Source organism: Clostridiales bacterium (genome assembly GCA_014799665.1).
Taxonomy (GTDB): Bacteria; Bacillota; Clostridia; order Christensenellales; family Pumilibacteraceae; genus Anaerocaecibacter.
This window is the reverse complement of record JAAVHP010000012.1, coordinates 249,700-264,960: the sequence shown is the minus strand read 5'-3', so window position 1 is coordinate 264,960 and position 15,261 is coordinate 249,700. Positions and strand designations below refer to the sequence as shown.

At 52.7% G+C, this 15,261-nt stretch carries 5 protein-coding genes; all 5 read right to left on the bottom strand.

Annotation, left to right across the window (positions count from 1 at the left end):
• Positions 1-22: 22 nt before the first annotated feature.
• The 5 genes from HDT28_05935 to HDT28_05915 all read right to left on the bottom strand — a co-directional run bounded on the left by HDT28_05935 (position 23) and on the right by HDT28_05915 (position 15,210).
• Positions 23-961 carry a DUF1848 domain-containing protein gene (locus HDT28_05935; protein ID MBD5132109.1) on the bottom strand — a complete coding sequence of 313 codons (939 nt, stop codon included), beginning with the start codon at positions 959-961 and terminating at the stop codon, positions 23-25.
• 323 nt (positions 962-1,284) lie between these two features.
• Positions 1,285-2,136 (bottom strand): InlB B-repeat-containing protein, encoded by an 852-nt coding sequence (locus tag HDT28_05930; GenBank protein MBD5132108.1) that lies wholly within the window; start codon positions 2,134-2,136, stop codon positions 1,285-1,287.
• A 38-nt stretch (positions 2,137-2,174) separates the two neighbouring features.
• Positions 2,175-2,570: a recombinase family protein gene (locus tag HDT28_05925; protein MBD5132107.1), complete on the bottom strand. Its 396-nt coding sequence runs from the start codon at positions 2,568-2,570 to the stop codon at positions 2,175-2,177.
• 156 nt (positions 2,571-2,726) lie between these two features.
• Complete coding sequence (locus HDT28_05920) at positions 2,727-7,325, bottom strand: InlB B-repeat-containing protein (protein ID MBD5132106.1); 4,599 nt, start codon at positions 7,323-7,325, stop codon at positions 2,727-2,729.
• 40 nt (positions 7,326-7,365) lie between these two features.
• Positions 7,366-15,210, bottom strand: coding sequence for an InlB B-repeat-containing protein (locus HDT28_05915; protein MBD5132105.1), 7,845 nt, complete (start codon positions 15,208-15,210; stop codon positions 7,366-7,368).
• Positions 15,211-15,261: the final 51 nt, after the last annotated feature.

The window sequence follows — 15,261 nt, the reverse complement described above, 5'->3', positions numbered from 1 at the left end:
TGCGAACTATCTCAACCGATTTTCAATCCCAAAACGAAATTTGATTGTTTTTAAGCGAGCGCGTGGGGCGCTCGGTAACTATATCCTCGTCGCGGATGGTGCGGCACAGTATGGGAGATAACGGATCGTACATAACGCCGCTACGGTCGACGGTGGACTTGCTGTAATTGGCGTAGCAATACTTACAGCCGTTTGGGCAAGTGTTGTACGCGCCTATATCTATGCTCTCCACGCACCCGCATTCCTTGCGCTGGTTATTATCCTTGGGCACCATCAGCTTGCAGCCGATAATGCGCTCTATAAGCTTTTTGTCTATACAGCAGCCGTGGGCTATCCCCACCCCGCCGAGATCGATCGTTTCAGAACACGTTTCTATGATAAGCCCGTTCGAACGCGCTACGTCTGACAGCTTGAACGCAAGCTCCATACGCTCGCCCTGCGTAGGCGTGCGCATACCCGTGCCCGCTACGTTTCTGACCGTTTTTGCGTACAAATCGACAAAGCTTATAACCACCTTTTCGGTGTACAGCGCAAGCTCGCCCGCAAGCTTTTGGAAAGCATTGATATGAAAGTCGGTCGTGTACTTGCCCGTGATTATAATGGGGTCGTACCGCCAAATAACCTTTTCGCGCCCGATCGCCTTAGAAAGATTTTTGAACGCGGGAATTATCTCCGTGCTCTTGTTGGGAATACGCGCTTCCACGTCCGTGCCGTAGCCCGTGAGCGTGAACTGAAAATAATACGCGTACTTATCCAGTTTGTCGAGCGAGTCGAGCATATTCGTCGGGTTTTTCGTCCAGAACACGATACAGTCGACGACGCTCGGCGACAGGTCGATACGGCTTATCTGATTGGCGTTCATGGGGTTAGCCACGAGCGCATAGCCGTCCTTAATGCGATTGAAAAACCATTCCGAATAGCGGCACGGAATATCCGTGCGCCTGCTTGCGCTGATTATCATGCGACCGTCCTCGCGTAATAAAAATTACGCCGTGCTGTTTATTCGACAATTATATCACTTTTTCGGTTTTTTAACAAGCCTTTCGCCGAACAAAACGAAAAAAGCCGACTTCGATAATTACGGTTGCCGAAGTCGGTTTTTAAAACGTCAAAGCGAGTATTCGTATGAACACTCGCCCTGACTATATGATGGGGAAAAATGATTAGCCACTGTCGATATAAAATATAGTCGAACGACAGAAAGCAACAAAGTAAGCGGCAGTCAAGATTTACAAATCAACGATTGACGGATACCGACTGCCGAACGGTTTCCACAATAATAATCTACGATACGTACAGATCAAACGGTATTATGCCCCAAGCATCATCTCCTTCCCAAACAATCGTACCGTATATATCGTTGTTCCAATCGCCGAACGTTAGATAATACGTTTCGCCCGCTGTGAAGTAGTACGTGCAATCGGTACTCTTTGCGTACCACGGCTTGCCATCTTGCGTGAACGTAATAACAAGTCCCTGTATGTCGCCGCGGTAGTCGACGGTAACGGTATAGCTATACGTTCCGTCGTAGTTATCGCTCATGTAGTCGCCGCCGCTTGCGTCGGTATCCGAATTCCAATCGGTGTAGTTGTTATCTTCACCCTCGCCCCATATATGGATGCGAACGTCGGATATTGCATCGTCCCAGCCGGTCGAGAAAATGAACGTGATATCGCTGCTGTCGCCGTAGCCGTAATTATAATCGTCATCGTCATCATCGTCGCCGTTGCCGTAACCGTAGTTATTATCGTTGCCGCCGTTTCCGTTATCCTTCCACTGCGCGCTGAAAGTAGTATTAGCGGTATACGTGGTGCTGTACGAAAAAATGTTCCCGACAGAGTCCGTCCACATATCGAATTCGTAACCGCTGCGCGTTGCGATCGGAACGTCGCCAGCACTCAGCTTGCCGCCCGAAGTGGTGCAAGTAACGGTGGAGCTCGTACCGATCAACCCGCCGTTGGCATTGAATGTGATAGTATACTCGCCGCTCGGCGTGGTTTGTGAATTATCGCTACCCAAACCCGAATTGAGAGTTCCGTCGAGCATATCGTCGGACGGACCCTTTGCGCAACCCGTAAACAAGCACGCCCCGAGTGCAAGCGACAATGCGATCGCAATAGTCTTTTTAATTTTCATCATCATTCTCCTATATTGTTAATTTGGTTTTGTTTTGCCTAAGCCACCAAACGAAGCAACATTGAAATTTCTTTACTGTGCAAAGTGTCCACGTTTTCGGTTATGAAGAATATACCGACGCCGAGCTCTTTTAGCCGTTTTATTACCAGAGTAAACTTGTTTATATCTCGGCTCACCTCTGAAAATTGCTTGACCGCGATATAGTCGAACTTGTCGCCCGCCGCGTCGGCAAGCATTCTGTCGAACTCCACGCGCTTGCCGTCCGTTCTCGCTTTATCCGTATCGGTATATACGTCGATCAGTTCGCAATCGTCGCGTCCGGCTACAAAATCGGTAAAAAACGTTTTTTGCTGTTGCAGATCGTTCTTCGGGGATCTATCCGCCGTATCAACGTAAGCTACTACTCGTATCGTTTTATTTTCATTGACAGACACTTTCATATCCCCTATAACTTTATTTGCTTACACTACCATAATACACAAACCCGCGAGCTTAGTCAATAGCTACCCTATAAGGGGCACGGCGAACCGCTAAACGCAAACTTTACAACGATTTTTTGCTATATTCGGCGGTAATTTTAGACCCAAAATCTAATTTATAGTAAAAGCAAGCGTAATTCGATTATTCGTTTCGTCCCACGCGAACTTGTCACCGAGAACGGAAAGCATAGAGTCTTTATTGCTTGCGCTGTATGTAGCGTTGCCCGTGCCCGACGGCGCAGTTCCGCTTACGTAATAGCAATACGTTGAGGAACCGTTTTTGACCGCATACGCACCGCCGCCGCCTGTTACAGCTACCGTGCCTGTAAATACGCATCTATTAAACGTTCCCGTTCCCTCGACCGAACCGCCGCACGCAGACCAACGTGCCGTTGCCGAGCCTGTGTTTATGCAGTATTCGACAGCTCCGTTGTTAATACCCGTCATGCCCGATGCGGCATAATCGCACTGAACGTTTCCGTTGTTAATGCATTCGGTCAATATGCCGCTCGTATCGTTCTCGCCGACCAAGCCCGCTATGTAATTGCAACCGTTACCCGATCCGTCACTGCCCCTTGTGGCGTTTACGCCTGCGGTGTTAATACTGCACGAAACCGTGCCGTTGTTAAGACCCGCAAGACCGCCTGCCCAACTCATACTTGTTGACGTCGAACCGATAGCCCCGTTGTTGGTACAATTTGTTACGGTCGCGCCCGACATATTATAACCGACTATGCCGCCTACGACTATTCTACCCGACAAAGTCGCATTATTGGTACAGCCGCTGATCACACCGCTTGCTCTATTCTTTCCTACTATGCCGCCCGTGCCGTATAACGTCTTTTGTGAGCCTGTATTAACTGTGCCGATCGTACTGCTGATCGAACCCGTTACGGTGGCGTTCAAAACCTTACCGTTATTGACAGCCGCTACGCCGCCGATATAGTCTTGCGTTCCTGAACTGATTTGAACGTTCACAGTCAAGTTCTTTACAATGCCGTTCGAGCCGATTGTGCCGAACAGCCCGCGAGCCGCGGTCACTTTGCTCACAGTATGCCCGTTTCCGTTATAGACACCGTTAAAATCGGTCGACAATAGCGTAGAAAGCGACGAAGCCGTTATATCGTTAGTTTGGTAATAGTAATTAGTCGAATCCGCCGTTATTGATTTCAGCTCGGCTTCGGTAGACACGAATATGATTGCCGTTTTGCCGTACAAATGATCGTCGGTATCTTCAACTTCCAAATTGATCGTCAAAGCGTTCAGCTCGTCAATCGTCTTGCCCGCAAGCAATTCCAACAGCTCGGCTTCACTCGTTATCGCGCTGTTTTCATCCCTCCACTTTGCATACAGCGTAATGTCGTCTATAAAGACCATAACGCTATCCGCCGTTATGCAATCTCCCCAACCGTCGTCGGTATCTTCCTCACCCTTTTGCGTATACCAACCGCCGAACCGATAGCCGTCACGCGTAGGCGTGGGCAGTTCGCCGAACGCCGAGTTATACGTTACTTCCTTTTCCGTCGGCTCTACATCGCCGTCGTTTGGATCGAACGTTACGGTATAGGTGTTAGCCGTCCACTTCGCTCTAAGCGACACGTTACCGCTACGCTCCTGCGCAAAGTCGAACGGGTCTTCCGCGCCGTCCTCGAACCAGCCGCCGAAAGTATATCCGTCCTTTGTAGGATTGTCGGGCGGGGTTATCTCCTCGTCGTAATCGGCGGTCACGGTATGCCACACTTCGTCGCCGTCGTCTACGTAGAACGCGACCGTGAACTGCTTTTTGCCCATGTCGGCTACGAACCCGGCGTCGCCGTTTACAGTATATTCAGTGATATGCGTTTTTTCTTCGTCGCCCGCAAGATACCAGCCCCTGAACGCAAACTGAGCATCGGTCGGCTCGGTAATCTGAGTTAAATCGAGCGTAATACCCGACATGATATTTATAGTCTTATACGCCGCGTCCTTAACGGTGAAAGTAAGCTTAGCCGCGTCGACTAAGTACGCAAGCGTTACGTTTTCTCCGTCGTAAGCGAACTTATCGCCGAGAACGTCGAGCATGGCTATGACCTTGTCTATCGTGCCTATATCGTACTTGGCGTTGCCGGTATTACCAGTACCAGTCGGCGCGCTGCCGTTTACGTAGTAGCAGTCGGTAGCCGCGCCCGCGCCGATAACCGCATACTTCGGGTTGGTTGTCGTATTTTGAGACGCAGTGACGCCGCCGCGCATTATGCTGTTTTTGACCGCGCCGCTATCGCCCTGGCACGTACCGCCGCTCGCTTCCCAGCGCGCTTCTACGTCACCCGTGTTAATGCAATACTCTATCGTGCCGTAGTTGAGCGACGCGAAGCCCGCAATAGCATAGTCGCCGTAGACATTACCCGTATTGATACATTCGGTAACGACGCCGCTCGCCGCGTTTTCCGCGACCAAGCCGCTGAGGAAGTTATTTCCGTTGCCGTCGCTGTTGTTGTTACCCTTGTATGCAGATACGTTGCCGCCGTTGATACTGCGCGAAACCGTGCCCGCGTTGTAGCCGACAAGTCCGCCCGCCCAGCTCATGTAGCCGGTCATATTAACGGTTGTAGACGTAGTGCCTATAAGCGCGGTATTTGAGCAGTTCGTTACCGTCGCGCCCGCCATATTGTAGCCGACGATACCGCCGACCGAAATATGTCCCGTAACCGTTGCGTTATTGGTGCAGTTCTCTACCGTGCCGCTATTTTTACCTACGATACCGCCCGTGGCATACGTTGTCTTTTGGGCATCGGTATTGACAGTGCCGCGCGTGCTGACGATCGAGCCGTTTACCGTAACGCCGATAACGCTACCATCGTTGACGGACGCTATGCCGCCGAAGTAATTTACGCTTGTATCGTTTGTTATATTGACCGCTACCGTCAAATTCTTTACTGTAGAGCACGTACCGATATAGCCGAACAAGCCGCTTGCCACAGACACCGTTTCGACCGTATGTCCGCCGCCGTTGTAAATTCCGCCGAACGGCGTTTCGCTCGTGTAAAGCGAGGAAGCGGGCGCGGTATCTATATCGTTGCTCTGGTAATAGTAAGCGTTGGACTTGACGTTGCCTTCCATAACGGCAAGGTCGGCGGCGCTTGTGATTATCGTAAGGCTTCTGCCGTAGAGTGGATCGCTTTCGTCCGCAATATCCAAAACGATAGGCGTGCTGTAAAGCTCCGCGGCGGTTATACCGTCGAGCTTAGACAGATCGTTCTCGCAAGTGATAACGATCGGATCGTTTTCCTCGCTTCCGGTCAAAAGCGTTATCTCCACGTTCTCGACCGACCAATCCGAGCCGCTGATATTCTTGATCGCGCCGTAGTATCTAATAAGATACCTACCGCTTGTATTTACAATGATATCGCTGTCCGCGCCGTAAGCATTGCTCGGAACGGTGAAGTTGCTTTCTATTCCTTCAGAGAATTTGTAATTCTCCGCTCCAAAGTATTTTGCTATGGAAATACTGCCGCCGCTACCGCTGCCCGAGCCGAACATCTTGAACCCGTCGCCCTCGGTGAGCGTTGCCGTAACGCTGACGTCTACGTAATTACTTTCGACCAAGCCGGACATAAGCACGGGCTCGCGCATTGTCCAGTCGCCGAAGCCGAGATAACAGCTGTTGGCTACCTGATAAGTGTGATTATCCCTGAACGTTGCAGTAGCGGAAAGAGTGTAGGACGCCGCGGTTTCCGTTTCTATCTGAAAGTCTAATGCGTTAAACCTCTCCGAACCAAGTCCGAAATCGAGCATTATGTACGTTTTGTCATTTATATCTTCAAGCGTACCGCCTATCGGCGAGCCGTATACGGGCACGTCGAACGTACCGCTGATAGGAACGCCGTTTTCGTCGGTGCGGCGGCGTGTGACGGTAAACGACTTGACGGGAGCTTCGAGCGCTTGCTCGTCGTCCGCCTTTACCGAAAAATTGACGTACGCAAACGACGGATCGGTAACTGCTACAAGCTCGCCGCTTTCGTCGTACTTTTCCGTGCGCGAAACGCAAACGTAATTATGGAACACGTCTTTTTGGTTTGCTTTCACCTCACGGACGAGTTTATTCTCTTCGCCGTGTGATATTTCGGTTTTAGTTTCCTTGGACTCCCGCGATTGTACGGGGATATTAGTTTTAAGAGTTGCAGACGTGGTGGTATTAGAGCAACTGTTTAGTTTGGTAAAATCTATCGTATAGATATAATTGTCTTTTAATCCGTCGCTGAAATGCGCACTGAAAAACGCCGTGTCGTCACCCGTTCTATTAGAGTTGCCGCTACCGTTTATAAATATGATACCCTTTGTTTCGGCAATATTCCAATTGCAATTATACGTGCCGCCGTCGAGCGTTGTTCCCGGCCAAGTCGTAGTTGCACTGTTCGATTTCCAAATATGACAGGATATGCTCGCCGAATAATTAAGCCCGACGAACACGATTTTCGCACCGTCCGAAAAAACGAACTTTTTGGACTTGCTGTTATCGGCGGGACACTCGGGCTCTACGATTTCTTCCGTAATGTTTGCGACTACGTTTGGATAGTCCACGTACAGTAACGCCGCTGAGCCGTCGACGGTCGTCGACGGACTTACGATCTGCCAAGCGGCAAACGACACGGTAAAGCAGGTAACGCATAACAGCGCCACGCACACAATTCCTGCTAATATGAAAAGTTTATTACGTATGCTCCGTTGCATTTCCGTGTCGTTTCCCCCGTTGGTTTATCTTTTGTAAGGACTAATTAACAGTTCCGTTATCCCTATTCTGACCGATAACGGCGATTTGATTGCCTGTTACCGTTACGTTTTCCACCTTGCCGTAATTGAGAGCGGCAAGCACGCCGAACGGCGAACCCGGGTTTGTGATATTGGCATTGATCGTCAAGTTTTTAACGACACCGTTTGAGCCAATGGTGTTGAACAAGCCGTACGATTGCGACGAGGTCGAGTATTTGATCGTATGTCCGCCGCCGTTGTACGTGCTGTGAAACCTTCTTTCATCCTCCGTACTGGTGAAATCGCCTATCTGCGCCGTCGTAACGGTTTCGATATCGACGGTCTGATAGTAGTAAATATTTTTGTCCGTGTTTATATCGGTGTAATTTATAACGGTCAGATCTTCGAGGCTCGTGATAAACACAAGCGTTTTGCCGTACAACGCGCTATTCTCGTCGGTAACGTTAAGTTCGTACTGCATAGCGGCGATTTCCGCACTTGTCTTGCCGTCGAAGTAAGTTGCAAGGTCGGCTTCGCTCGTAATGGATATGACATTACGTTCAGTGCTCCAAACCTGCACGAGATTTATAGACAGCGCGGTATCGCCCGTAATGCCGAGCGAGGCAACGTTTATCGACCTGAACGGTTCGACGTCGTCGCCGTCGGTGCTAAGCTTCCAACCGTTAAAGTAATAGGTCGTACCCTCTACTTCGATTTCGTCGTAGGTCGGGAGCGTTACCGTATTGTCGGCTACTGTGAAGGTTATGGTATTGCTCTCGCCTTCGGCAAACCCGTGATACTCGCTGCCCGCGAGCGTTACGGTATGCTCTACCGCAGTCCACTTGGCTTTGAGCGACACGTTGCCGACGCGCTCCTGCGTAAAGTCGTACTCTGTATCCGCGCCGTCCTCGAACCAGCCGCCGAACGTATAGCCGTCCTTTGTAGGATCGGCGGGCTCGGTTATCTCCTCGTCGTAGTCGGCGGTTATAATATTCACCGCACTGCCGCCGTCCGTATCGAAGCTTATGGTAAACTGCTTTTTGCCCATGTCGGCTACAAGCTCCGCGTCGACACCTACTGTGTATTCGGTTATATGCGTTTTGCTTTCGTCGCCCGCAAGATACCATCCTCTGAACGACAGCACGCCGTCCGTCGGTTCGGGCATCTTGGAAAGATCGAACGTGATACCCGATACGATATTGAGCGCCTTGTACTGCTCGCCGTTTACGGTAAACGTAATTCTTGCCGCGCCCGTAGTGAACGCGAGGGTCACGTTGCTTCCGTCGTAAGCGAACTTGTCGCCGAGCACGTTGAGCATGGCTATCACGTTATCTATCGTGCTTACATCGTACTTGGCGTTGCCCGTGCCCGTCGGCGCACTGCCGTTTTGGTTATAGCAATACGTGGTCGTACCGCTGTGGCCGACGGCGGTATTGTCGCCGCTACCCGAAGTCGTACCCATGATTATACATTTTGTAAGCGTGCCGCTTTCCAAGCAGGTGCCGCCGCTGACCGTCCAGCGCGACTTGATATTGCCCGTATTTATGCAATACTCTACCGTGCCGCCGTTTTTGGACACCAAGCCCGCGGGCGCATAGTCGCATTGAACCGCGCCGCTGTTTATACATTCGGTAACTTTGCCGCCCGAAACGTTTTCGCTGACCAAGCCCGAAACGTAGTTATAACCGTTGCCGGAGCCGGAAGAACCGATACCTGCGCTTACCGCCGCCGTGTTTATGCTCTTTTCGACCGTGCCGCCGTTGAGACCTACAAGACCGCCTGCCCAGCTCATCGCTGCCGAAGTGCTGCCTATCGCGCCCGAGTTGGTGCAGTTTGTTACGGTAGCGTTTGCCATATTGTAGCCTACAATACCGCCGACCGTGATCTTGCCGTAAACCGTTGCGTTATTGGTGCAGTTCTCTATTACACCGCTGTTCTTGCCGACTATGCCGCCCGTGCCGTACGACTTCTTTTGACCGTCTGTATTGACCGTACCGACGGAGTTGCTTATATTGCCTTTTACCGTAACGTTTACGATCTTGCCATTATTTTCCGTGGCAATACCGCCGATATAGGCTTTGCTCTTTGTGATATTGACTTTTACGGTCAGATTCTTGACGATACCGCTTGCGCCGATAACGTTAAACAGACCGCCTCCGGCAACGACCTGCGTAGTCTCGCCGATAGAGTGACCGCCGCCGTTGTACGTGCCGTTGAACGTAAACGTGAGCGTGGCGGGCGCGTCGGCTATATCCGCGGTTTGATAGTAGTAGTTGCCGCTATCCGCCGAGATCGTGCTAAGCTCGTCTTTATCGGTAACGAGCACGAGCGTTTTGCCGTACAGCGCGCTGTCCGCGTCGACGCTAAGCACATAGTTCATTGCGGCGATTTCCGCGCTTGTCTTGCCGTCGAAGTAAGTCGCAAGGTCGGCTTCGCCGCTTATTACGATAGCTTCTTCCCAGACCTGCGTAAGAGTTATAGAAAGCGCGTCCGTACCCGTGATGCCGAGATCGGCAACGGTTATCGACTTGATCGGGGTGTCGCCCTCGTTCTCTATCCAGCCCAGGAAGGCGTAGGTCTTGCCATTCTTTTCAACAGTGCCGTAGCTCGGGAGAGTTACCGTTTCGTCCCCGATAGTGAACTTGATATTGTTTTCTTCCGCTGTAACGGCGTGATACTCGCTGTCGGTAAGCGCAATCGTATGCTCTACCGCGTTCCACTTCGCCGTTATCTTGTAGCCGTTGCTCAAGCCTATGCTTTGTTCCGTCTCGCCGTCGCGTGTAACAGTCCAACCGCCGAAGGTGTAGCCGTCGCGCGTGGGTATTGCGCCGGGAACGGTATAAACAAGGTCGGTCGTATCCTCGATAGTGAACTTGATGTTATCGGTTATCTCGGTTTCATCTACCGTCCAGCTGCCGCCGACAAGGTCGACCGTGAGCGTGTATTCTATCGGCTCCCAAACGGCGTAAAGCGTACACTCGCTTTCCTCGCCCCTGAGCATATCGAATTGCGCTTTCTTAAGCTCTGCCGTGTATTCCACTTCGCCGTTCGCAGTAGTCGCATAGCCCGCGAGCGTGTAGCCGACGCGGCTGATCTTGTTTTCGATATCGATGGTCGTATCGGTGTCCGCTACGCCGATCTCGTGCGCTTCGGGGCTACCCTCGTAGTTGTAGTCGAGCAATACTTTCTTGCCGACTTCTTCCCACTTGGCGTATACCGTCAAGTCGCCCGCGGTCTTGAATACGGAGCTTGCCGTTCTGATAGAGCCCCAGCCCGCATCAGAGCCTTCCGTGCCGTTCTGCGAGTACCAGCCGAGAAACTTATAGCCTTTCCTCGTCGGCGTGGGAAGCTCGCCGTACGTGCCGTCATAGGTCACTTTTTTGGAGGTTTGCGCGAGCGTGCCGCCGTTCGTTTCGAAGATCAAATTGTACTCGTTCGCTTTCCACACGGCTTTGAGCGAAACGTTACCGCTGCGCTCCTGCGTAAAGTCGAACGGTTCTTCCGCGCCGTTCTCGAACCAGCCCGTAAGAGTGTAGCCCTCTTTGCTCGACGTCGGCGTGGTGAGCGTCGCGTCGTAGAAGTCGGTAATATCTTCGACTGCCGAACCGCCGTCCGCGTCGAACGTAATAGTGAATTTATTCTTTGCAATGTCCGCAACGAGCGTGGCGTCGCCCGCTACCGAATAGTCGGTAACGTATTCTTTGTCGGCGTCGCCCGAAACGTACCAGCCCGCGAAATAGTGCTTCTCGTCGGTGTCGGGCGCGGTGACTTCCGCCAAATTGATACTTATGCCCTGCTTAACGGCTATCGCCGCGTAGGTTTGACCGTCCACGGTGAGCGTGACGATAGCGATAGCTTCTTCCGTAAATGCAAGCACTACGTTATCGCCGTCGAAAGCGAACTTGTTGCCGTCGGCGTTGAGAACGTCGAGCGTTGCCATCGCTTTTGCGAGGGTGTTTACGGAGTACTTAGCGTTGCCCGTACCCGACGGCGCGGAGCCGTTTACGTAGTAGCAATGCTCGGCGTCGCCGTTATTGACCGCGTACGAGCCGCCGCTTGCGTTGGTTGCCGAAACCGTACCTCTGACAACGCAATATTTAATAGTTCCGCTGTACAAGCACATACCGCCGCTGACGAGATACCTGCCGTTTACGTTTCCGGTGTTTATGCAGTACTCTAACGAGCCGGCGTTTCTCGATACCAAGCCCGCCGTAGCGTAATCGCCTTGCACCGCGCCGCTGTTTACGCACTCGGTGATTTGACTGCTATCCGTAGTTTCGCCGACCAAGCCGCCGATATAGTTGTTCTTATTGCCGCCACCCGTCGTGTTTGTATCTATCTTGGCGCGCACTGCGGCGGTATTCACACAGCGCTCGATCTTGCCGCCGTTATAGCCGACAATTCCGCCCGCCCAGCACATGGAAGAATCGACCGAGCCGAGCGCGCCGCTGTTCTTGCAACCGGTAACGGTCGCGTTCGCCATATTGTAGCCTACGATACCGCCGACAACAACGTAGCCTTTAACGGTCGCGCTATTGGTACAGCCGTTGATAACGGAGTTTTCTCTGTTCTTTCCGACGATGCCGCCTACGCCGTAGCTGTTTCTGCTCGCGGTGTTGTCGAGCGTGCCGACAGTACTGTTTATCGAGCCCGTGACGGTAACGTTAATAATACTGCCGCCGTCGTTGACGCCTGCGACGCCGCCCACGTAAGCGACAGCGCTGCCGCTACTGATCTTGACGCCGACGGTGAGGTCTTTTACGACCGCGCCCGCGCCGATATAGCCGAACAAGCCGTGCCCGTCGGTAACGCCGCTGACTGTAAAGCCATTGCCGTCGTAGTTGCCCGTAAACGGCTTTTGTTCGGTGAACAGCTCGGGCAATGTTCCGCCCTCTGCGCCCGCCGCTATGTCCTTAGTCTGTACGAAGTACGCCGCGCCGTGGCTTGCCATAAGTTTAAGGTCGGAAACCGACGAAACGGTGAACGGGCACTCTTGCGTGCCCGCGCCCTTGAAGTTGAGCGTGGCTTGCTTTACGACGTTTTCTATATTGTCCGCGCCGCCCACAAGCTGTGCATACGTGATCTTTACCGTATACTCGCCCGTAAGAGCCGCCGTCACCTCGAACTCTTTCGCCGCAGTCCTGCTTATCGTCTTGGTGTAAACTAATTCGTCTTCGGCGTCGTATATTTCGAGCACGTATTGGTTAGCCGAAGTCGTATCGTCGGCGGCAAACGTTATCGTGCGGTTGTACGCGTCGCCGCCCTTGAACGCTACGCTCGTAATTGCGGGAAGGGTCGCCTTGGTGATTTCGACGGTCGCCGTCGCAAACGCCGCAGTAGAGATGAGCTCGCCCACCGTCGCCGTGACTTCCACCTTGTACTCGCCGCTGTCAGCTACGCTCGATACCTCGTAGGTAGCGCCCGTCGCGCTCAGGAGCGTTTCTTCGCCGTCCGTCACCTTATACCATTTATAAGTATAGGTCACGCCCGTGACAAGCTCGTGCGACGGCTCAGCGGTAAGCGCGTACCCGTCCGCGCTGTATTCGCCCGTAACGCCCTCTAACGTGACGGTCGGGGCTTTAAGCGTCCAGGTAGCGTAAAGCGTAATATCCGCGCTTGGCGCACTGCCGAACGTGTATTCTTCATCGGTCGCCACGTCGAACCATTTATCGAATACGTAGCCCGTAAGCCTGGGATTAGTGGGTTTTGTAACTAAACCGTTTTCGCTCACGTCCTCGGTGTTGTACGCTTCCGCATCGGTCTTATTGCGTTTATAACTGATAGTGAACCACTGCGCGGCGGAGGGGTCTTTTTCCCACTTTGCGTAAAGCTCAACGTCCGCCGCAGGCATAGTGCCGTTTTCGAAATCCCATTCCGTGCCGTCGGTAAACTTCGGGTCGGTGTACCAGCCTATCAGGAGCATATCCTGTTTTTCGACGGTAGGCTGTGCGATCTTATCGCCGTAGTGCAACGTTATATCGGCTATCTCCGTGCCGCCGTTGGAGTAGAACGTTACGATGTAATCGATATCCGCGTACTGCGCGGTCACGGTCATTGTTTGCGTTACCGCGTTTATCGCGCTGCTCCAACCGGTGAACCGCTTGCCCGTGATCGCCGCGGGCGTGGGCGCGGTCGCCTTTTCGCCGTGCGTGACGGTGACTTTGCTTATCTCTGTTCCGTCCGCCTCGTTGAACGTAACGGTGTAAACGTTCTTTGCGATATTGCCCTCGGCTATTATCGTTATCTTATCTTCGGTATTGACCTTGTAGCTGTCGCTCTCCTCGACGCCGTTGACCTTGACGGTAACGACAGAATCGGTGTAGCCCGTTTCCAGCGTGAACCTGAGATCGAGTACCGTGCCGTAATTCACTTCGATGGAAAGAGTGCCGCTACTACCGAAGCCGCTTTCGTCAAGTGCACTCCAATTGAGGTGTGCGCGGTCGACGTATTCTACCGTAACTTTCTTGTGCGTGACCTCGCCCGAATACAGCGTTATATCGCTGTCGACGGTGTCCTCGTCGAAGTTCCATTCGACAGTCCTTTCTTTGTCCCTATACCATTTATCGACGATGTGACCTTGAATACTCGGCTCGTCGAGCTTGCCGCCGTCCTTGTACTCTTTGTCTGCAACCTCGGTACAATCGACGCTCAAAACGAACGAAACGTTCACCTTGCGAAGCGACGGCGTTATCGTTATCGAATCGGGGTTAGTGCCGTTTGCGACTACCTTTACGGTATAGTAGCCCGTACCCGCGCTTGCGGTTAGGTTTGCCGCATTTGCAACGGATGAGCCGTTTGCGCCGTACCACTTGGTTGCGTTGATTATCTTATAGCCGCTGTCCGCAACGGTAGTCGATATATAAACGCGCTCGGCAACGTAGGTCTTGCCGTCCCAAGTCCGCTCCGCGCCCTCGCCCGTAATAAGAGGCATAAGCGCGTGAGTTTTCTTTTCATCGTTATCGTCGGGCTTTGATTTGAGCTCGGCATAACCGGTCCAGCCGTTGTCCCCGCCCGTGACGAAGAACGGATAGTTATAGCTCCACTTGGCGTAAAGGGTCACGTTGCCCGTTTCGCTCTCGCCGATCGAAGTGACCTCGTTTTGGAAGTCGGCGTCCGTGTACCAGCCTTCGAAGGTGTACGCGGGGCGGGTAGGATTATTGAGCGTTACCGCCGTACCCTCGGTAAAGGTCAAGGGGTTGTCGTCCGAGTTGACCGCGACCGTGCTCGTGCCGTCGTCGAGTATGTACGTAATATTATGCTCGTCGCCGGCCTCGTCGCCGTTGTCGCCGTTGTCGCCGTTATCGCCGTTGTCGCCGTTTCCGCCCGTCGTCCACTGTGCGTAAAGGTTGAGCGATTTGGTCGCTTTATCGGTAGCGAAAGTCCAAACGTTGTCGCCCGCCACGTCCGTTGTCCAGCAATCGAACGAAAAGCCCGTGCGCGACGGCGAAGTCGGCTCGGTCAAAAGCGAGCCGCTACCCACCTGTTCGGTAAGATAAACGCCGTTACTCGGCGCGCCCGAATAGTTGTAATAGTATGTAATATCGACCGCCTGCTTCCAGCCTGCGTAGAACGTGGTGTCCTGCTCGATCGCGGTCGTAGACAAATTGACAGTTACGATATCGTCCGCGTCGTTAAGCCAACCGTAGAAAACGAAATTCTCGCGAACGGGCGTTTCCGCGTCGGTTATGTAACTGCCCGCATCGACGCCGCGCGTGACGGTCGTTTCGCCGTTTGCGAACGTGCCGCCGTTGCCGTCGAACGTGACGGTATAATCGCCTTCGGTCTTTGCCTTGGTGCAAGCAACGCCCGCAAGCGCGAACGACGTAGCAAACGCCACTGCAACAACTCTTGCAACTTTCTTTCTCATCTTTACTTCCCCTAAATTCAGGATTTTGGTTTATTCCATTATAAATATTAC

Bases quoted from the DNA above. Each gene is read 5' to 3' on its own strand.
- HDT28_05935 (MBD5132109.1), bottom strand. From the start codon at position 961: ATGATAATCAGCGCAAGCAGGCGCACGGATATTCCGTGCCGCTATTCG.
- HDT28_05930 (MBD5132108.1), bottom strand. From the start codon at position 2,136: ATGAAAATTAAAAAGACTATTGCGATCGCATTGTCGCTTGCACTCGGG.
- HDT28_05920 (MBD5132106.1), bottom strand. From the start codon at position 7,325: ATGCAACGGAGCATACGTAATAAACTTTTCATATTAGCAGGAATTGTG.
- HDT28_05915 (MBD5132105.1), bottom strand. From the start codon at position 15,210: ATGAGAAAGAAAGTTGCAAGAGTTGTTGCAGTGGCGTTTGCTACGTCG.